Here is an 18,113-nt window from a genome sequence, read left to right as displayed (position 1 = left end):
GGAGGGCCGGCCGAGTCCGGCCGGCTCTCCCAGGACGCCGGTGCCCGCGCCGCCGGTCAGCTGCCCGGCCGGGGGAACGCCACCGGGCTGCGCAGGCCGTCGCGGCCCACCGCGCGGACACCGAAGAAGACGTTGTCCTTGGACAGGTCGACGGTCACCTGGGTGACGTCGCCGACCGGGATCACCTTCTGCCACTCCGCGGCGGTGGTCTCCCGCCAGACCACCTCGTAGCCGGCCAGGTCCGGCTCGTCGCCGCGCTGCCAGCGCAGCGTGGTGTTGTTGGTGAGGTCGGTGGTGACGATGACCGCGCCCTTCGGGGTGCCGGGCGCCTGGGCCAGCGACCAGAGCGCGGCGCCGTTCACCCGGGCGACCCGGGTGATGTATCCGAAGTCGCAGAACTCCGGCAGGTCGCCGTACTGCTGCCCGTCCACCACCCGGACGTCCTGGTGCTGGTGGGCGAAGTCCTCGTGCGGCTCGGTGAACCGGCCGGCCGGCCAACCCTGCTCGAGGAACGAGATGTGGTCGCTGCCGCGCAGGTAGCGGTCCCGGCGGTAGATCACCCGGACCTGCATACCGGTCGCCGAGTTCTCGGCCACATCCGTGACGAACCGGGCGAGCTGCCGCGACGGGGAGTCGTTCTCCCCGCCGACCGACCGGCGGGTGTTCGCCTCGGCCGGGGTCTCCGCGGTCGGCACGCCCTCGGCGAAGAGCCGTACGGCGTGTGGGTCGCGGGTGCCGTCGTCGGCGGTGCTGCTGCCCACGATGTCGTCGCTGAACATCCCCTGCACGTCCGCGCCGGCCGCCTTGAGCTGCTGGGCCAGGTGGGCCGAGCCGTACAGCCCCTGTTCCTCAGCGGCCACCGCGGCGAAGACGACGGTGGCCGCGGTGCGCCGGGTGGCCATCAACCGGGCCAGCTCCATCACCACCGCCACCCCGGAGGCGTCGTCGTCCGCCCCCGGCGCGTCGCTGACCGCGTCCATCACGTCGGTGGCCCGGGAATCGTAGTGGCCGGTCACCACGTACGTCCGGTTCGGCGACGTCTCCCCGCGCAGGGTCGCCACCACGTTGGTGATCCGGGTCGGCACCGGGATCCGTGACGCCGGCTGCTGGATGTAGGACTGCAGCTCGACGGTCATCCGGCCGTCGGACGCGGCGGCGTACTCCCGCATCCGGTCGTAGATCCAGTCCCGGGCGGCGCCGATGCCCCGCTCCGGGTCGTCCTGGTCGGAGAGGGTGTGCCGGGTGCCGAAGGCGGCCAGCCGTCGCACGATCGCCTCGATCCGGCGCTGGTCGACCGCTCGGAGCAGGTCGCGCAGCTCTCGGTCCGGTGACTGGGGGCGGGCCGGCCGGCCGGGACCGGGCGGGGCGCTGCTGCCGGTGGCGCCGGCCGGGTCGGCGAGCGCGGGTACGGCCACCGTGGCGGCGGTGGCGGCGGTGGCTGCGGACAGGAAGGTGCGGCGGGTGGACCTCGTAGGTCGGGCGCCGCTGTCGTCAGTTCCCATGACGGCAACCTCACCATCGACGGCCGTCGGTGTCCATATCGTTCGGCGTGGATCGGCGCAGGTTTCACCCGGTGCGGGTGATGACGACCCCGCCGGTGCTTCCTAGCGTGGAGGAATGGCTGCCGGACGTCCGACGCCCGCGAACCCCATGCCCGGCGTGGTCACCGCCGGCGAGAGCGGTGACCAGCGGGCCATGCCGCCCGAGCTGGGCCCGAACTCGATGGCCGTGCTGAGGGGCCCCACCTTCATGTACTCCGACCCGCTCGGCGACGTGCCGCCGGGCAGCATCGGCGGGTTGGTGCACCTGGACACCCGGCTGATCAGCGGCTGGGTGCTGTCGGTCAACGGGGGTCGACTGCTGGAGCTGGCTTCGGACACTCTCGACCACTACTCGGCGCAGTACGTGCTGACCAACCCCGACCTGCCCGGTCTGCCGGTGAACAGCCTGGGGGTCCGACGGTTGCGTTACGTCGGTGACGGCTTCCATGAGCGGATCACGATGATCTCGTTCTCGCCCGAGGCGGTCCGGGTCGAACTGCGGCTCGCTGTCGAGGCCGACTTCGCCGACCTGTTCGAGGTCAAGTCGGGGGTCCGCGACCGGTCCGCGCATATTGTCCGCCGGCACGCCGCCGATGGCTCCGAGCTCTGCTTCTGCTACGAGCGTGAGGGGTTCACCGCGCAGACCCGGGTGTGCGCCCAGACGCGGGCGGACCGGGTCGAGGGTGACGAGTTGGTGTGGACGTTCGCCCTCCAACCACAGCAGGAGTGGGAACTCGACCTCCACGTGCCGTTGCCGCCCGGGATGGGGGTGGTGGAGCCGGTCCGGGGCGACATCGCCGACGTGATCCACCGCCGGGCTGAGGACCCGCTGCGCCGGTGGGCGGAGGAGCGGGCGGTGCTGCGCAGCGACAACGACGCGCTGGAACGGACGGTGCGCCAGTCCCGCGACGACCTGGCGGCGCTCCGGCTCGACCTGGAGGTCAAGGGCCAGCGGATCATGCTGCCCGGGGCCGGGCTGCCCTGGTTTCTCACCGTCTTCGGTCGGGACACGCTGATCACCGCCTACCAGACCCTGATCGCCGGTCCGACGCTGGCCCGCGGGGCCCTGCTGGCGCTGGCCCGGTTGCAGGGCGAGACCTGCGACGACTTCACCGACGAGGAACCCGGCAAGATCATGCACGAGGTCCGCGGCGGCGAGCTCACCCGCACCGGGCAGAAGCCGTACGGGCCGAACTACGGCACCGCGGACGCCACCCAGCTGTGGCTCATCCTGCTCTCGGAGTACTGGCGGTGGACCCGGGACGACGAGACCGTCCAACTCCTGCGCGAGCAGGCGCTCGCGGCGCTGCACTGGATCGACCACTACGGCGACCGGGACGGCGACGGCTACGTGGAGTACGCCACCCGCTCGCCGGAGGGGCTGGGCAACCAGTGCTGGCGGGACTCGCCCGACGGCGTCTGCTTCGCCGACGGGACGATTCCCGAGCTGCCCATCGCCACCTCTGACCTGCAGGGCTATGTCTACGACGCGAAGCTGCGGCTGGCCGAGCTGGCCGACGGGCCGCTCGCCGACCCGGAGCTGGCCCAGCGGCTGCGTAGCGACGCGGCCCAGCTGTACGAACGGTTCAACCGGGACTTCTGGCTCGAGGAGCGCGGGGGCTTCTACGCCGTCGGGCTGGACGCCGACAAGAACCCGATCGACTCGAAGACCTCGAACATGGGGCACCTTCTCTGGAGCGGCATCGTGCCGCGCGAGCGGGCCGACGCCGTGGTCCGGCAGCTGATGTCGGACGGCATGTTCTCCGGCTGGGGGATCCGTACGCTCTCCCGCGAGGCGCGGCTCTACAACGCGCTCGGCTACCACCTCGGCACCGTCTGGCCGCACGACAACTCGCTCGCCGTGCTCGGCCTGGCCCGCTACGGCTACCGGGCGGAGGCGAACCAGATCAGCCTGGCGCTGCTGGCGGCGGCCGAGCAGCTCGGCCACCGGCTGCCCGAGGCGCTGGCCGGATTCCCACGGTCACGGGTCATCCGTCCGGTCGCCTACCCGACCGCGTGCAGCCCGCAAGCCTGGGCCACAGGCACCCCGCTGGCCCTGGTCCGGGCGATGCTCGGCCTGGAGCCGGTCGACGGCAAGCTGCAGATCGACCCGGACATCCCGGCCGAGCTGGGCCGGATCAGCGCCGAACGGGTCCGGGCCTTCGGCCACTGCTGGGAGCTGGAGGCGGTCGGCAACACCGGCTACATCCGGCTCTCGCCCGGCTGAGGCCACGTTTGTCCCGGCTTTCGGCGGGAACGGGTCCGCAATGACGAAACCTCGTGTGGTGATCGTGGGGGCCGGGTTCGCCGGTTACCACGCGGCGAAGACGTTGAGCCGGCTGGCCGGCAACCGCGCCGAGATCGTGGTGCTGAACTCGACCGACTACTTCCTCTACCTGCCACTGCTGCCCGAGGTGGCGGCCGGCGTGGTCGAGCCGACCCGGATCTCGGTGCCGCTCACCGGCACGCTGAGCGGGGTCCGGGTGGTGATCGGTGAGGCCGACGAGGTGGACCTGCAGAACCGGTGGGTCGGCTTCACCCAGCCGGAGGGGGACCGCAACCGGCTCGCGTACGACCGGCTGATTCTCGCCGTCGGCAGCGTGAACAAGCTGCTGCCGATCCCCGGCGTGACCGAGTACGCCCACGGCTTCCGGGGCCTGCCCGAGGCGCTCTACCTGCACGACCACGTGGTCCGCCAGATCGAGCTGGCCGAGCAGGCCGAGGACCCGGCGGAGCAGCAGGCCCGGTCCACCTTCGTGGTGGTGGGCGCCGGCTACACCGGGACCGAGGTGGCCGCGCACGGGCAGCTCTTCACCGACGCGCTGCACGCCCAGCGGCCCCGGCTCACCGTGCGCCCCCGGTGGATGCTGCTCGACGTGGCGCCCCGGGTGCTGCCCGAGCTGGACAAACGGATGTCGGACACCGCGCACCGGGTGCTCGAACGCCGCGGCGTGGACGTGCGGATGGGCACCTCGGTCGCCGAGGCGACCGCGGACGGCGTCAAGCTCACCGACGGCGACTACGTCCCGACCTGCTCGCTGGTCTGGTGCGTCGGGGTCCGCCCCGACCCCTTCGTGGCCGAGCTGGGCCTGCGCACCGAGCGGGGTCGGCTGGTGGTCGACGAATACCTCAACGTGCCCGGCTTCCCCGAGGTGTACGCCTGCGGCGACGCGGCGGCGGTGCCCGACGCGACCCGCCCCGGGCAGGTCTGTGCGATGACCGCGCAGCACGCCCAGCGGCAGGGCAAGCTGGCCGCGCACAACATCGCCGCCTCCTATGGCAAGGGCCGCCGCCGGCCGTACAAGCACCACGACCTGGGCTGGGTCGTCGACCTCGGTGGCAAGGACGCGGCGGCGAACCCGCTGCAGCTCAACCTGGCCGGACTGCCGGCGAAGGCGGTCACCCGCGGCTACCACCTGCTGGCCATGCCGGGCAACCGGGCCCGGGTCAGCGCCGACTGGGTGCTCGACGCGACCCTGCCCCGCCCGGCGGTGCAGCTCGGCCTGGTCCCGGCGAACGCGGTGCCGCTGGAGAGCACCACCCCCGAGGTTGTCGTCCGGGGTCGCTGAGCGAGAGAAACGCGCAACGGTACGGGTGGCCGAGCGGCCACCCGTTTCCGTGCCTTCAGGCGGGCGGCGGGGGACGGCGGATCGGGGCGTACTCGCGCAGCAGGATCTGTACGATGCCCGCGGCCGGGATGGCCAGCAGCGCCCCGACCAGGCCGGCCAGATTGGCCGCGAGCAGCACGCTGACCAGCACGGTCAGCGGGTTCAACCGGACCGCGCGGGCCAGGATGATCGGCTGCAGCACGTGGTTCTCGAACTGCTGGTAGACCACGAAGAAGACCAGCACCACGATGCCGGCGGTCGGCGAGTGCAGGAAACCGGCCCCGGCCGCGATGACCGCGCCGAGGGTCGCGCCGACCAGGGGGATGAGGTCGGCGATCGCGACCAGCAGGGCGATCACCGCGGCGAACGGCACCCCGGTCACCAGCAGCACCAGGAAGGTCAGCAGGCCGCAGATGACGCTGATCAGCAGGTTGCCGGTGAGGTAGCCGGTGACCGTGCGGGAAATCTCGCGGCCGATCCGCCGCCACCGCTCCGCCCGGGCCTCCCCGCCGGCGGCCAGCACCGTGCCGGTGATCCGCGGCGCCTCCAGCACCATCAGGTACGCCAGTACGATCACCGTCACCAGGCCGGCGACGCCTTCCACCACGCCGCGCAGCACCCCGACCGCCGGGGTGCGCAGCCGCTCGCCGTACTGGCGGAGCTGGTCGGAGTGGTTGGCCAGGTAGTCCCGCAGCCCGACCCGGTCGAGCAGCCGCCCCACCGGGCCGCGCCCGGCTCGGGCGTCGCGCAGCAGCTCCGGGGCGCGCTCGGCGAACCGGCTCAGCTCGTCGACGAGCGGCGCGATGATCACCGCGGCGAGCGCTGCGACCACGATGAAGGTGGCCACGAAGACCAGCAGCGTGGCCAGGGCGCGGCGCCGGACCCGCCACCGTTGCAGCCGGTCGACGAGGGGCTTGAGCGCGACGGCGAAGAACGCCGCGACGAGGATCCAGACCAGGACCCGGCGAGTGGCGTACACCAGGGCCAGCGCGAGCACGGTCGCCAGCGCCAGCCCGATGACGATCAGCGTCCGGCGGGCCGTCGTCCGGTCGTCGGCGTTGCTCATCCGGCGCGGCTACCCGCGCGATGCCCCCGGAAACCCGTCGGCGTCGGTGGCCGGCCGGGCGCCGGCCACGAAGTCGTCCAACGCCGCGCCGTGCAGCACCCCGCCGGGCACCCGGTCGCGGGCGGCGGCCGTCGCCAGCCGGGCGACCGGCAACCGGTCCGGGCGGCGCGCGGCGGCGAGCACCACGTTGCCGTACCGCCGGCCGCGCAGCATCCGCCGGTCGGCGACCAGGCAGACGTCGGCGAAGACCGCCCGCAGGGTGGCCACCTGTACCCGGGTGGTCACCAGCGGCGGCAGGTCGGTGAGGTTCACCAGATGGATACCGTCCGGCCGCAGCGTACGGGCCACCTCGGCGGCGAACTCGACGGTGCGGACGTGACCGGGCATCCGCGCCGCCTGGTAGATGTCGGCGAGCACCAGGTCGTACTGCCCGGCGGGGGCGGTGGTGACCGCGGCGCGGGCGTCGGCGAACTCGACGCGTACCTCGGGCGGAAGTGCCGGCAACTCCCGGCTGACCAGCTCGACCACCGCCTCGTCCCGCTCGACGACAAGTTGTGCCGAGCCGGGCCGGGTGGCGGCCAGGTAGCGGGGCAGGGTCAGCGCGCCGCCGCCCAGGTGCAGCACGGAGAGCGGGACGCCCCCGGTCGCCGCCAGGTCGGCCACCGCGGCCATCCGCCGCACGTACTCGAAATGCAGATACCGGGGGTCGGCGGTGTCCACGTAGGACTGTTCGACGCCACCGGCGAGCAGCAGCCGTCCGGTCCGCCGTGCCGGGTCGGTGACCAGCTCAAGCCGGTCGGCGGCGGATTCCATGGCGGGCACGGTAGCCGGTCACCGGTGGGGCGCCGGTGGTGGGACCGGCGGGCCGGGGTCGCGGCCCACCGGTCCCGCGCCGTCAGCCGCCGGCCATCCCGGCGCCGGCCTCGTCGATCGCGGCGTCGATCCGCCGGGCGAGGTCGAGGTCCAGCGCGGTGACCGCGTCGGCCTGCCGGGACCGTACGGTCAGCACGGCCGCGGTCGGGCCGGGCCGGCCGATCGTCGGCACCCGGCCGGTCTCCTGCCGGAGCTGCTCGATGCGATCGAGCACCCGGTCGAGGTTGTCCGGGGGCAGCGCGATGACCCGGTACAGCTGGGTGTTGTCGCCGGACCAGTAGGGCATGTCGTCGAGCGCCGCCGCCAGTTCCGCCTCGGTGAGCGGAGGCGTCGAGGTGCTCGCGCCGACCACACCGCCACCGACGGCCGGCGGTTGCAGCAACTCGCGCAGATCGTCCGGGACGTTCAGCGACTCGATCAGGTCGCCGTCGGCCTCGGCGAGCGCCGCGAGCGTCGCCTCGACCTGGTAGCGGGCCTGCTCCGGGGTGTTGCCGCTGATCCGGCCGACCTCGGCCAGGAAGCCGGGCAGATCATGCCGACGCTCGATGCCGTCGATCGGCACCACGTCGTGCAGCGACTGGGGCACCGCCGAGAGCAGCCGGCGGCGGGCGCCCTCGTCCAGCGCGAACGCCAGGACCAGCACTGTCGCCTCGGCCCCCACCTTGGCCGTCCGGAAGTCGGCGCCGGAGCGGCGCCGGACGTCCTCGACGAGGTCCTGATAACCCATCGACGCGATTCCGCCCGCGTTCACCCCGGGTGCCAGTTGCGGCCGGGGATTCGCCGGGGTGCCGGTCTGCGGCGGGGACGGTCCCCCCCGGGCCGGGTCCGGCTTGTGTCGGCTGCCGGCCGGCGGCGGCCCGGCGCGCTTGCCCCGGTCGAGGTGGGTGAGCTGCTTGGAGGCGCTCAGGCTGACGCCCGTCTCGCTGGGTTGGCGGCCCTGTTCGCGGGCCTGCCGCGCGAGCGCTCGGCGGCGTTGGTTGTCGCCCTCCATCTGCTTGCGCATGGTGACACCCTTCCGCTGGGGATCCGTGGTTCCGCCGGTCGCCTTCCCGGCGCCGCCGGGAAGGTAACGGCCGCCGCCGCGCGGGCCCGGTGCGGCGGGCCGACGGCTTCATCCGGCGCGGGTGAGGGGCGCTCACCCGTCCGGCCCGCACGATCAGGTCAGGACCGGAGTTCTTCCGAGGTACGCGGAAGGAAGGTCGACATGAAGCGGATCGTCGAGATCGTCCCGGCCCGGCCGGGTTGGTACGCCCGCTGGCGCCTCACGCCCGAGGCCACCCGCTGCTACCCGGTGAGCCTCTGGGCACTGCTGGAGGAGGCCGACGGCACCGGCCGGGAGGTGATCGGCGTCGACTGCATCGGCCAGTGGCCCGGAGCGGACGACAACGAGGCTGGTGGGGAGTTCGTCCGTTATCTGTTCCAGACGCCGGATTCCGGGCCACCCGAGGACGCCGAGCCGCCGTTGTCGGCCACCGAGCGGCGCGCCGACGGGCCGCGGCTGCAGCCGGTCACCGCGCGGTAGACCCTGTTCCGGCCCCCGACCCCTGGTCCCAGGGTCGGGGGCCACCCCGCCTCCCCGGGCTCGGCCCGGTCGGTCAGCCGGTGGCCCGCAGGTCGCCGTCGGACGCCCGCACCACGGCCAGCAGCTCGGCGAGGCCGGTGCGGTCCAGCAGCTGCTGGAGCTGTGGGCTGACCCCGGTCAGCCGGATCGGGCTGGTGCCGGCGCGGTGCGCCACGAGGAACGCGCTGAGCCCGGAGGAGTCGCAGAGGCCGACCGCGCTCAGGTCGATCACCAACTGCTGGCAGCCCTCCCGGCGCAGCTCGGCGGCGGCCGAGATGAGCTGCGGCGCGGTGTCGAAGTCGAGGTCACCGGTGAGCGTCAGCCGGGCGGTTGCGGCGTCGAGCCGGCTCACCTCGATGGTCAACAACTGCGCGGGCATGACCCCATGTTCGCAGCCCTGCGCCGGACCGCAAAGCGGGGGCGGGCCGTGGCGGTCAGGCGGTGGCGGCCGGTCGGTGCGGCTCGGCCCGGGTCTGCGTGCCGGGCCGGGCGAGTAGGCCCGTGACGCCGGTCAGGTCGAGGATCGCGGCCAGGAAGCGGGGGACGGCGCGCAGCTCGATCCGGGTGCCCCCGTCCTGGCCCGCGCGCCAGGCGTGCACGATCACGGCGAGGCCGGTGCTGTCGATGAAGAGCAGCTCGGCGAAGTCCAGGACGATCACCGACGGGGCGTCGGCGAGAACGCGCCCGATCTCCTCGCGCAGCGGGGCGGTGGTGGCGTAGGCCAGGTCGCCGCCGACCCGGATCAGCGGCGCCTGCGGATCCGACCGGTCGACGGAGAAGCTCAGCGGTGCCGGCTCGGGTGTCCGCCCGTGCAATGTCACACTCACGCCTCTCCGCAGGCTGCCTGTCGCCCGGATCGTAACAATCCCGCACGGTCCCCGCCCGGTGGCGAAACGGTCGGCCCGCACGGCGGTGGGGTGGCGGTTCGGGCACACCCGCGTAGGGTGGACCGTGGGATTTGACCGTGAACGCCGGTTCCCGGCGGGCTGCGCGACGACGAGGAGTGGGGCTTAGCTGGTGACTGCTGCCGACGTCAGGGGCTTCGACCCCGGCGACGGACGGATCTCCACGCCGAGTGGCGCACGGGCATCGGCGCGGACGCCAGTGTCCGGCCGTCCCCCACATGTGCTGCCGCCGCTGGCCGCCGACCGGCCACTCGCCGCCGAGTGGTCCGAGGTCGTCGAGCACTTTCGGGAGGGTCTGATCGTCTGCGACGCCGACGGCGTCGTGCGGCAGGTCAGCCCGGTGGCCGAGCGCCTGCTGCCGGAGGTCGTGCCCGGTGTCCCGCTCGCCGCGGCCGGCCTGCCCGGCCTGGCCGGTGAACCCGATCCCGCCGGCTTCGCGCACCGGTCCCGTCGACTGAAGGCCCGCCAGGTGCCGCTCTCCGGCGGCCGCTGCTGCTGGTACGTCGAGGACGTCACCGAGAGCGTGAGCCGCGCCGACGCCCTGCTCGCCGAGCGCGCCCGCTCGGCCTTCCTGGCCGTGGTGGGGGAGAAGCTCGGCAACCCGCTGCACCCGGACCGCGCCTCGGCGGCGGTGGTCCGCCTCGCCGTGCCCACCCTGGCCGACGTCGCGGTGCTGGTGCTCGCCCCACGCGCCGGCCGGGCCCGCTGGTGGCGGGCCTCCCGCGCCGACGACGAGACGCCGGTGGTGGACAGCGGCATGCTGGCCGAGCCCGACCTGCCCGCCGCGATCGCGGAAGGGCTGACCGGGGTCGAACCGCACGCGGTCGACTGGCTGGTCGAGCAGGCGGCCGAGGCCGGCTGGCTGCCCGGCCTCGAGACACCCGAGGCCGACGCCCGGGTGGTGCCGCTGCCCGGTACGGACGTCCCGGCCGGGGTACTGCTGGTCGCCCGCCGGGCCTCCCGCTGGTACGACGAGGCCGACGTCGACCTGCTCCGGGCGTTCGCGTCCCGGGGCGGCGCCGCGCTGACCACCGCGCTGCTCTACCGCGACCAGGCGGAGGTCGCCGACACGCTGCAGGCCAGCCTGCTCCCGGTGGAGCCGGCCGAGGCCGCCGGTGTGCAGTGGGGCACCGCCTACCGGCCCGCCCAGGCGGGGCTGCGCATCGGCGGCGACTTCTACGGCTCGCACCGGCTGCCCGACGGCGGCTCGGTCTTCTTCCTCGGTGACGTCTCCGGCAAGGGGGTGGAGGCGGCCGTCTTCACCGGCCAGCTGCGGCAGTGCCTGCAGGCGCTGCACCGGGTCGAGTCGCAGCCGAGCCGGTTGCTCGGTCTGCTCAACGACGCCTTGCTGGAGACGACCCAGGCGCACGGGCAGGGCCGCTTCGCCACCCTGGTGCTCGGGGTGGTCCGCCCGCACCGCGACGGCGGACTGACCCTCACCATGGCTGGCGGCGGGCACCTGCCGCCGCTGGTGCTGCGCGGCACCGGCGAGGTCGAGACGGTGCCGCTGCGCGGGATGCTGATCGGGGTGGTCCCGGATCCGCGGGTCGGCGAGGTGACCGTGCGGCTGGCGCCCGGCGAGACGTGCCTGCTCTACAGCGACGGCGTGACCGAGGCACGCGGCGGTCGCCACGGTGACGAGCAGTTCGGGCCGGAGCGGCTGGTCAACACGCTGGCCGGCTGTCACCGCATGCCGGCGCCCGCCCTGGCCGAGCGGATCGAGCAGGTCACCTGCGACTGGTTGGGGCACGGTGACCACGACGACATAGCGGCGCTGGCGTTGCGCGCGGTCGGCCCGGCCGGCCGCGCGTCCCGCCACCTGCACTCGGTGCCCGCCGCCGGCGGGCCGGACGCGGCGGGGGAGAGTCGAGCGTGAGCGCACCGGCGACCGAGGCGGGCCCGGCCCACGCCTACCCCGGCTACCTCGACAGCCTCGCCGAGGCCGACGAGTACGCCGCGATCGAGCTGGCGCTGGGCCTGCTGGAGCGCGGCGTGCCCGCCGAGCGCGTACTGCTAAATCTGGTGGCGCCCGCGCAGTCCGAGGTGGGGGAGCGCTGGGCGCGTAACGAGTGGAGCGTCGCCCAGGAGCACGCCGCGACCCACATCAGCGAGCGGGTGGTGGCCGCCGTCGCCGGGCACGCCAACCCGCGGCCGACGCGTGGCCGGATCGTGGTGGCGTGCATGGACGGTGAGTGGCACGCCCTCCCGCCCCGGCTGGTCGCCGAGGTGCTCCGGCTGCGTGGCTGGCAGGTCACCTTCCTCGGGGCCAGCGTCCCGGCCGCGCACCTGGTGTCGTATCTGCACCGGTACGACGCGGACGCGGTCGCGCTGGCCTGTGCGCTGCCGATGCGACTGCCGCACGCGCATCGGATGATCGAGGCGTGCCGTCGCTCCGACGTGCCGGTGGTGGTCGGCGGGCGGGGTTTCGGCGTCGACGGCCGCTGGGCCGGCCGGCTCGGGGTGGCGTGGGCACCGGACGCTCCGGCGGCCGCCGACCTGATCGCCGACGAGCGGGCGCTGCGGCGCGTCCCACCGGCCCAGCTGTCCCACCTGGCCGACGACGAGTACCCGAGTCTGGTCCGGCGGCGTGCCGAGCTGATCGACGGCGCGCTGGCCGACCTGCGGGACCGGGTGCCGGCCACCCGGTCCTACACTCCGGCGCAGCTCGACTCGACGGTCAGCGACCTCGGTTACATCGTGGACTTCCTGGGCGCGGCGCTCTATGTGGACGACGCCTCGCTCTTCACCGAGTTCGTCGAGTGGCTGGTCGCCATCCTGACCCACCGGGGGGTGCCGGCCGCCGCGATCGGGCTGACCCTGGAGCACTACGGCCGGGTGCTGCGTGACTATCCGCGTGCGGCCGATTACCTGGGACGGAGCCGGGCTCTGGTGGGCGCGGCGGACGGCTGACGCGGCGATGAGCCCGCCGCCCGCCCTGCTTATACTTGCTCCACTGCAAACGTCCTGACTGCGGGGAGCGAGGAGGAGCACGGTGACGTTCACCGTCACGTACGCCGGCCGGCACGGCGGCGGCACCTACCTGCGCCTCGCCGGGGAGCTGGACATGAGCACCGCGCCGGAGCTCAACGCCGCGATCGACCGGCTCACCGCGGCCGGCGAGCGCCGCCTGCTGGTGGACCTCACCGAGCTGAGCTTCTGCGACTCCACCGGTATCGCCGCCTTCGTCCGGGGTGACAACCAGGCCGCCGCCGACGGCGGGTGGCTGCGGGTGACCGGGGCCAGCGGCCGGGTGGAGCGGGTGCTCCGCCTCACCGGTCTCGCCGAGGTGCTGAGTTACGAACCGGACAACACCGACCCGGCCTCGCAGATCGTCCCGTGATGGGCTAGATTTCCCCGCCAGCACGTGACCGCGCAGTCCCGTTCCCGCCGACCCGAGGCAGGTAGCTCATGGGCGCAGACAGCCCGAACCCGGTCCGCATTCTCGTGGTGGACGACGACCCGGGCGACGTGCTCATGATTGAGGAGGCGCTCGGGGAATCCGACGTCGACAAGGTCATCGACGTGGTGAGCGACGGCGAGGAGGCGATGGAGTTCCTCCGCCGTGAGGGGCGCCACGCCGACGCGGTCCGGCCCGACGTGATCCTGCTCGACCTGAACATGCCGCGCAAGGACGGGCGGCAGGTGCTCGGCGAGGTCAAGCAGGACGAGGACCTGCGCACCATCCCGATCGTCGTGCTGACCACCTCGAACGCGGACACCGACATCGTGGGCAGCTACACGCTGCAGGCCAACGCGTACGTCACCAAGCCGATCGACCTGGACGACTTCAACGACGTGGTGCACCGGATCGACGAGTTCTTCGGCCGGGTGGTCGTGCTTCCCAAGCGCTCCTGAGCCGCCGCCAGCGGCGCGGGCGGCATTGTCCACGTCACCCGTGCCGGTGGCGGGCGATCGGCGCGCACGGACGCGCTGGCCGCCCGGATGCTGAACATTTTTCCCGAACCTCCGCGAGCCCGCACCGAGCGGTCGAGGATTCAGGTGGGGAAGAATCACCAGCTGCCTGGGGGCGAGAGTATGAGGTTCTCCGTCGTTGAGATCGGCTACGACCAGCGGCAGGTCGATTCCTGCCTGGACGAGCTGGGAGTCCGGTTGACCCGGCTCGCGGCGTTGGCGGAGGGCGTCGCGGGCGCTGCGGGCGCCGGTCGGGAGTGGGATCGAATCCGACAGGAGGCGGGCGGGCTCTGCGGCCTGCTGCGCCGGCTCGACCTGGACGACGCGGCGGTGGTGGGGCGCAACGCGGGTGGGATCGAGCGGGAGGCGACCGAGATCCTGGCCCGGGCCCGGATCGAGCTGGACGCGGCCCGCGAGGAGGCCCGGCAACTCCGCGAGCAGGCGTACGCCGAGGCGGTGCAGGCGCGCCGGGACTTCGAGGCGGCGCTGTACGCCCGCCGGCGGCGGGAGGAGCGGGCGGACGAGATCCTCACCGGGGTGAGCGTCGAGCCGGTGCCCGCCGACACGCCGACGGCGGCGGCCGGTACGAGCGGGGTGCCCGCGACCCGGGCGGCCGGCGGCGGGCCGGCGGGCCAGCCGCCCGGCGGGCGTGACGGGGCGCGGGTGCGCTGATCCCCGCGACACGTCGGCTCAGGTGAGCGCCTCGACCACGGTGGTGGCCCGATCCTCGTGCTGGGCGTACGCGTCGGGGAACGCGGAGACCTGCACGGACTGGGCCGCCATGGTCAGACTCATGTCCTGCCAGCCGGGGATCTTCAGCAGCGCGAGGTAGAAGGCCTCCGCCGCGAACGCGGGGCGCATCAACTCGGCGACGGTGCCCCAGCCGCTGCTGGGCCGCTGCTGGAAGAGCCCGACGGAGTCGTGGTCCCAGCCGATGGCCTGGTGCGGGTAGTCCTGCGACTCGGGCAGCACGCCGCTGGCGTAGTTCAGCAGGGTGCTCTCCTGCATCGCCGTGGCCACCGCGATGATCATGCCCTGCCTGGGCACGTCGAGCTTGCGGCCGACGTCGACGATCACCTTCGCGTTGTCCATCTGCACCTGGGTGAGCCCTGCGACGGGGCGGGGCCGGCTCGGCTTCTTCGGCTTCTTCGGCGCTTTCCGGGTGACCGTGGGGCTGGGCTTCGCGGTGGGGCTGGGACTGGCGCTGGGGCTGACCGGGGTGGGGGACGCGGTGCGCTCCAGCGACCGGGAGGCACGCTCGTCGGCCAGCGCGGCCCGGTCGGCCACCGCCTCGGCCAGCGGTGCGCCCTGGTCGCCGGTCTCGGCCCGGGTCGCGGCGTATCCGGCGAAGCCGAGGCAGCAGGTGACGCCGGTGGCGAGGGCGACCCGCACGGGGGTCGACGTCAGTAGCGCCCGGGGGCCGCGCCGCTGCGGCTCCGCGACGCGATGCCGACCGATCGTCCGTTCGGTGGATGCGGGGTCGGCGGGACGGTTCGCCTGGTCGGCAGCGGGCAGATTCTGGTCGGAGGGGTCGTCGGGATGCACCCGCCGAGGCTAGAAAGTCGATGGCGTCTTGCCATCCGCCTGGTTGGTGGCATGCGTCACAATTTGCCGCGATCGGCGGTGTAATTGCCCCCAGCCTTCAACGAAGGTGACTAACCGCTCAGAACGGGTATTACGGTTATTACCGAAACGTCAGCCTGAGCGGGACAGATGGGTGATCTTGGTCGAGTGGTACGTCGCTTCACCGCTCCTCCCCTGAAAGGTCGAGGGCGTGTTCGTCCGTACGGTGGATCAGGGGTTGGGTCGGGCGGGCCACGCGGCCGCCGGGGACGCCTGCTGGCCGCGACGGCCGTGCTGCTCGCCGCGGTGCTGGCCGGGCACCGTGCGGTGCCCAACGTCCACGGTCTGGGCAGCCTGCTGGACAGCGTGACCCCGCTGCTCGGAATCGGCGTGCCGCTGCTCGCCCTGGCCGCGCTGCTGCGCCGCTCGCGCCTCGCGCTGATCGCGGTGCTGCTGCCCGCCACCGTCTGGGCGGCGCTCTACGCCGGCGCCTGGCTGCGGCCGAGCTCGGCGGGCGGCAGCACCGGCCTGCGGGTCGCCAGCCAGAACCTGCGCGCCGGCAACCCGGACCCGGCGGCCACCGTACGCGCCCTCGCCGCGGCCCGCGCCGAGCTGATCGCTCTGCAGGAGGTCGCCGACGACGAGCGGGTGACCGGCGCGCTGCGCGAGAGCCACCCGCACCGGGCGGCCGTGTCCACGGTCGCGCTCTACAGCCGCTACCCCATCCGGGAGCGGGCCGGGGTGGACACCGGCCTCGGCTGGACCCGGGCGTTGCGCGCCGTGGTCGCCACCCCGACCGGCGACCTCACGGTCTACGTGGTCCATCTCGGCTCGGCGCGGGCCGGCGACACCGCCGTGCGGGACCAGACGGTCGCCGAGCTGGCCGCCCGGGTGCGCGCGGACCCGTCCCCGCGCCTGGTCGTCCTCGGCGACCTGAACACGGCGAGCACCGACCGGGTCTTCGCGCCGCTGGCCCGGCTGCTCGCCGACGCGCAGGCCGAGGCCGGCCGGGGCCTCGGGTTCACCTGGCCCGCCCGGGTCCCGGTGACCCGCCCGGACCACGTGCTCTACCGGGGGCTCACGGCGACCTCGGCGGGGGTGCTGCGTACCCCGGCCAGCGACCACCGGGCGGTGACCGCGAGCTTCCGCTGGTGACGGGGACGGCCGTCGGCGCGCGGCGGTACGGCTCAGTGCCGGCCGTTCTCCGCCGGCGTGACGGTCAGCCGGTGCCGGCTGTTGTCACCACTGGAGAAGGGCCAGAGCCGGTCGGCGTACTCGCACAGCTCGGCCAGCTGCTGCCGGGTCAGCCCCGCCGAGGCGATCGACGCGTGCACATCCGCCCGGTACCGGCCGTCGTCGTCGCGCCCGAGCTTCGCCTCGGCCCGCACCTGGACCGTGTGCGACTCGTCGGTGATCTCGCCGGCCGCCTCGACGGCCGCGTGGTGCAGGCAGGACGCGAACGCCGCGGCGAGCAGCTGTTCGGGTCGTAGCCCGGTGCAGTGCGCCGCCAGCGGGGACGCCAGCGCGGTGGAGAGCCCTCCGTCGTCGGTGCGTACGTGTCCGCCCTCGGCGGTCGCGGCGGCCTCGTGCAGCCAGGAACTCGGATCCGGCATCGCGTTCCTCCCGTCCTCACCGGCCCGGCTACCCGGCCCCCGCCCGGTGAAACCGGCCCCGGCGGTGGGTCAGCGCTCGGTGGCCGCCACCGACCAGTCGGCCATCGGTGCCGCCTCGGTGGCCTCGGTCGCGGCCCGCTCGGTCCACGCGGGCACCGGCGCCCGGCGCGGTCGGGGAGTCGCCGGCAGGTGCATCGGCACGTAGACCCGGGCGTCCACCGCCTCGGCCAGCAGCAGCGCGGCGATCAGGCTGGTCGGGCGCTCGGCCGGCTCGTCGGCCAGGCAGCGGGCGGACAGCTCGACCACCTCCGGCGGTAGCCCGTCGATCTCGGGCAGCGGCTCCGGCGGCTGCCGTCGGCGCGCGACGAGCAGTTCGCTGGCGGACTCCGCCGGATAGGGCAGCCGCCCGGTCAGGCAGTAGTAGAGCAGCACGCCGAGGGCGTACATGTCGGCCGCCGGCGAGGCCGGCGCCCGGTCGAGCTGCTCCGGGGCGAGGTACGCCGGGGTGCCCACCACGATCCCGTCCGGCGCGCAGTCCGCGGACCCGGTGGCGGTGGCGATGCCGAAGTCGAGCACCTTGACCCCGGCCGGGGTGAGGATGACGTTCGCCGGCTTGACGTCGCGGTGCACGATCCCGTGGGCGTGCGCGGCGGCCAGCGCCGCGCAGACCTCCGCGCAGACCCGCACCGCGATCCGCCAGTCCAGCGGCCCGCCGCGCAGGTGCGCGGCGAGTGTCTCCCCCTCGGCCAGTTCCATCACGATGTACGGCATCCGGCGATCGGGCAGGGTCGCGCAGGTGCCGAAGTCGTGCACGCTGGCCACGTTTGGGTGCACGAGCCGGGCCGCCGAGCGGGCCTCGGTGCGGATCCGCTCGACCGAGGTGTCCTGGCCGTCCTGACCGGGGGAGAGCAGCTTCACCGCGACCGGCCGGTCCAGCACCACGTCGTGGGCGCGCCACACCTCGGACATCCCACCCACGCCGATGCGCTGTTCGAGCTGGTACCGCCCGTCCAGCGTGCGCATCTGCCGGCTCCTCGTCCTCGTCGTGCCCACCCATTCCCCGTGGGACGTCTGTGGTCGTCGGTACCCGGCCTCCGATCAGGGCAAACCGCCTTGATCATCGGCCGACGGTCGGGGACGCGGTGCCGGCGCTGCGGCCGTACGGCGGGTGCGGTAACTTGCCAGCCAGGGTCGATGTCACCGAGGGTGTCGGCCCGAACACCGAGGGGAGCGGCGATGAGCGTGACCGTACGGTTCGTCGGCGGGCCGGCCCACGACCTGGTCCGGGAGCTGCCCGCCGGGCCGGACGGCGCACCGCCGCCGCGCTGGATCATGCGGCACCCACGGGGCGGCGGCGGGCCGGTCGAGGGCGGCCCGGACCACCTCTACGAACGCGAGACCTCGGACGGCAGCGGCACCTGGACGATGCGCTTCGTGCGCACCGACCCGCTCGGCGTCTCCGAGTAGGCCC

Annotated in this window: 19 protein-coding genes; 10 read left to right on the top strand and 9 right to left on the bottom strand. The window is 74.0% G+C overall.

The window, feature by feature from the left end; all coding sequences use genetic code 11:
• Positions 1-56: 56 nt before the first annotated feature.
• On the bottom strand, positions 57-1,502 hold the full coding sequence (locus AB0C04_RS25475; RefSeq protein ID WP_357058821.1) for a M20/M25/M40 family metallo-hydrolase: 1,446 nt from the start codon (positions 1,500-1,502) through the stop codon (positions 57-59).
• Between the two features lie 115 nt (positions 1,503-1,617).
• Between AB0C04_RS25475 and AB0C04_RS25470 the strand changes: the two genes are divergently transcribed.
• Entirely contained in the window at positions 1,618-3,768 is a 2,151-nt protein-coding gene (locus AB0C04_RS25470; protein ID WP_357058819.1) for a glycogen debranching N-terminal domain-containing protein, read from the top strand.
• Between the two features lie 40 nt (positions 3,769-3,808).
• On the top strand, positions 3,809-5,110 hold the full coding sequence (locus AB0C04_RS25465; RefSeq protein WP_357058816.1) for an NAD(P)/FAD-dependent oxidoreductase: 1,302 nt from the start codon (positions 3,809-3,811) through the stop codon (positions 5,108-5,110).
• Positions 5,111-5,165: 55 nt separating this feature from the next.
• Here AB0C04_RS25465 and AB0C04_RS25460 read toward each other — a convergent pair whose 3' ends face one another.
• The 3 genes from AB0C04_RS25460 to AB0C04_RS25450 all read right to left on the bottom strand — a co-directional run bounded on the left by AB0C04_RS25460 (position 5,166) and on the right by AB0C04_RS25450 (position 8,091).
• The gene (locus AB0C04_RS25460) at positions 5,166-6,215 is read right to left on the bottom strand and encodes an AI-2E family transporter (RefSeq protein WP_357058814.1); all 1,050 of its coding nucleotides are present in this window, start codon (positions 6,213-6,215) and stop codon (positions 5,166-5,168) included.
• A gap of 9 nt (positions 6,216-6,224) precedes the next feature.
• The gene (locus tag AB0C04_RS25455) at positions 6,225-7,028 is read right to left on the bottom strand and encodes a fused MFS/spermidine synthase (RefSeq protein ID WP_357058811.1); all 804 of its coding nucleotides are present in this window, start codon (positions 7,026-7,028) and stop codon (positions 6,225-6,227) included.
• 82 nt (positions 7,029-7,110) lie between these two features.
• Positions 7,111-8,091 carry a DUF2267 domain-containing protein gene (locus AB0C04_RS25450; protein WP_357058808.1) on the bottom strand — a complete coding sequence of 327 codons (981 nt, stop codon included), beginning with the start codon at positions 8,089-8,091 and terminating at the stop codon, positions 7,111-7,113.
• A 201-nt stretch (positions 8,092-8,292) separates the two neighbouring features.
• On the opposite strand from AB0C04_RS25450, the gene AB0C04_RS25445 reads away from it, so the two are divergent.
• On the top strand, positions 8,293-8,610 hold the full coding sequence (locus AB0C04_RS25445; protein WP_357058806.1) for a hypothetical protein: 318 nt from the start codon (positions 8,293-8,295) through the stop codon (positions 8,608-8,610).
• 73 nt (positions 8,611-8,683) lie between these two features.
• Here the strand turns inward: AB0C04_RS25445 and AB0C04_RS25440 are convergent, their stop codons facing one another.
• On the bottom strand, positions 8,684-9,028 hold the full coding sequence (locus tag AB0C04_RS25440) for an STAS domain-containing protein (protein ID WP_357058804.1): 345 nt from the start codon (positions 9,026-9,028) through the stop codon (positions 8,684-8,686).
• A gap of 55 nt (positions 9,029-9,083) precedes the next feature.
• Entirely contained in the window at positions 9,084-9,476 is a 393-nt protein-coding gene (locus tag AB0C04_RS25435) for an STAS domain-containing protein (protein WP_357058801.1), read from the bottom strand.
• 190 nt (positions 9,477-9,666) lie between these two features.
• Here AB0C04_RS25435 and AB0C04_RS25430 point away from each other — a divergent pair, with 190 nt between their 5' ends.
• From AB0C04_RS25430 to AB0C04_RS25410, 5 genes are all read left to right on the top strand, one after another.
• On the top strand, positions 9,667-11,430 hold the full coding sequence (locus AB0C04_RS25430; RefSeq protein ID WP_357058799.1) for a SpoIIE family protein phosphatase: 1,764 nt from the start codon (positions 9,667-9,669) through the stop codon (positions 11,428-11,430).
• Complete coding sequence (locus tag AB0C04_RS25425; RefSeq protein WP_357058796.1) at positions 11,427-12,464, top strand: cobalamin-dependent protein; 1,038 nt, start codon at positions 11,427-11,429, stop codon at positions 12,462-12,464. Before AB0C04_RS25430 ends, AB0C04_RS25425 begins: the two co-directional genes overlap by 4 nt.
• 82 nt (positions 12,465-12,546) lie before the next feature.
• Positions 12,547-12,894 (top strand): STAS domain-containing protein, encoded by a 348-nt coding sequence (locus AB0C04_RS25420; RefSeq protein ID WP_357058793.1) that lies wholly within the window; start codon positions 12,547-12,549, stop codon positions 12,892-12,894.
• Positions 12,895-12,962: 68 nt separating this feature from the next.
• Positions 12,963-13,409: a response regulator gene (locus AB0C04_RS25415; RefSeq protein ID WP_350876674.1), complete on the top strand. Its 447-nt coding sequence runs from the start codon at positions 12,963-12,965 to the stop codon at positions 13,407-13,409.
• Positions 13,410-13,589: 180 nt separating this feature from the next.
• Positions 13,590-14,138 carry an ATPase gene (locus tag AB0C04_RS25410; protein WP_357058790.1) on the top strand — a complete coding sequence of 183 codons (549 nt, stop codon included), beginning with the start codon at positions 13,590-13,592 and terminating at the stop codon, positions 14,136-14,138.
• An 18-nt stretch (positions 14,139-14,156) separates the two neighbouring features.
• Here AB0C04_RS25410 and AB0C04_RS25405 read toward each other — a convergent pair whose 3' ends face one another.
• Positions 14,157-15,011 carry a hypothetical protein gene (locus AB0C04_RS25405; protein WP_357058788.1) on the bottom strand — a complete coding sequence of 285 codons (855 nt, stop codon included), beginning with the start codon at positions 15,009-15,011 and terminating at the stop codon, positions 14,157-14,159.
• Between the two features lie 309 nt (positions 15,012-15,320).
• Here AB0C04_RS25405 and AB0C04_RS25400 point away from each other — a divergent pair, with 309 nt between their 5' ends.
• Positions 15,321-16,184 carry an endonuclease/exonuclease/phosphatase family protein gene (locus tag AB0C04_RS25400; protein ID WP_357058786.1) on the top strand — a complete coding sequence of 288 codons (864 nt, stop codon included), beginning with the start codon at positions 15,321-15,323 and terminating at the stop codon, positions 16,182-16,184.
• Positions 16,185-16,216: 32 nt separating this feature from the next.
• Here the strand turns inward: AB0C04_RS25400 and AB0C04_RS25395 are convergent, their stop codons facing one another.
• Both AB0C04_RS25395 and AB0C04_RS25390 read right to left on the bottom strand, forming a co-directional pair.
• Positions 16,217-16,642 carry an OsmC family protein gene (locus AB0C04_RS25395; RefSeq protein ID WP_357058784.1) on the bottom strand — a complete coding sequence of 142 codons (426 nt, stop codon included), beginning with the start codon at positions 16,640-16,642 and terminating at the stop codon, positions 16,217-16,219.
• 69 nt (positions 16,643-16,711) lie between these two features.
• A complete protein-coding gene (locus tag AB0C04_RS25390; protein WP_357058782.1) occupies positions 16,712-17,665 on the bottom strand; it encodes a serine/threonine-protein kinase in 954 nt (317 codons plus the stop codon).
• Positions 17,666-17,878: 213 nt separating this feature from the next.
• Here AB0C04_RS25390 and AB0C04_RS25385 point away from each other — a divergent pair, with 213 nt between their 5' ends.
• Entirely contained in the window at positions 17,879-18,109 is a 231-nt protein-coding gene (locus tag AB0C04_RS25385; protein ID WP_350876662.1) for a hypothetical protein, read from the top strand.
• Positions 18,110-18,113 lie beyond the last annotated feature (4 nt).

Source organism: Micromonospora sp. NPDC048909, assembly GCF_040649635.1.
Classification (GTDB): Bacteria; Actinomycetota; Actinomycetes; order Mycobacteriales; family Micromonosporaceae; genus Micromonospora.
The sequence above is the reverse complement of the archived record's forward strand: the minus strand, read 5'-3'. Positions and strand labels throughout refer to the sequence as shown.

Bases quoted from the DNA above. Each gene is read 5' to 3' on its own strand.
- AB0C04_RS25475 (WP_357058821.1), bottom strand. From the start codon at position 1,502: ATGGGAACTGACGACAGCGGCGCCCGACCTACGAGGTCCACCCGCCGC.
- AB0C04_RS25470 (WP_357058819.1), top strand. From the start codon at position 1,618: ATGGCTGCCGGACGTCCGACGCCCGCGAACCCCATGCCCGGCGTGGTC.
- AB0C04_RS25465 (WP_357058816.1), top strand. From the start codon at position 3,809: ATGACGAAACCTCGTGTGGTGATCGTGGGGGCCGGGTTCGCCGGTTAC.
- AB0C04_RS25460 (WP_357058814.1), bottom strand. From the start codon at position 6,215: ATGAGCAACGCCGACGACCGGACGACGGCCCGCCGGACGCTGATCGTC.
- AB0C04_RS25455 (WP_357058811.1), bottom strand. From the start codon at position 7,028: ATGGAATCCGCCGCCGACCGGCTTGAGCTGGTCACCGACCCGGCACGG.
- AB0C04_RS25450 (WP_357058808.1), bottom strand. From the start codon at position 8,091: ATGCGCAAGCAGATGGAGGGCGACAACCAACGCCGCCGAGCGCTCGCG.
- AB0C04_RS25445 (WP_357058806.1), top strand. From the start codon at position 8,293: ATGAAGCGGATCGTCGAGATCGTCCCGGCCCGGCCGGGTTGGTACGCC.
- AB0C04_RS25440 (WP_357058804.1), bottom strand. From the start codon at position 9,028: ATGCCCGCGCAGTTGTTGACCATCGAGGTGAGCCGGCTCGACGCCGCA.
- AB0C04_RS25415 (WP_350876674.1), top strand. From the start codon at position 12,963: ATGGGCGCAGACAGCCCGAACCCGGTCCGCATTCTCGTGGTGGACGAC.
- AB0C04_RS25410 (WP_357058790.1), top strand. From the start codon at position 13,590: ATGAGGTTCTCCGTCGTTGAGATCGGCTACGACCAGCGGCAGGTCGAT.
- AB0C04_RS25395 (WP_357058784.1), bottom strand. From the start codon at position 16,642: ATGCCGGATCCGAGTTCCTGGCTGCACGAGGCCGCCGCGACCGCCGAG.
- AB0C04_RS25390 (WP_357058782.1), bottom strand. From the start codon at position 17,665: ATGCGCACGCTGGACGGGCGGTACCAGCTCGAACAGCGCATCGGCGTG.
- AB0C04_RS25385 (WP_350876662.1), top strand. From the start codon at position 17,879: ATGAGCGTGACCGTACGGTTCGTCGGCGGGCCGGCCCACGACCTGGTC.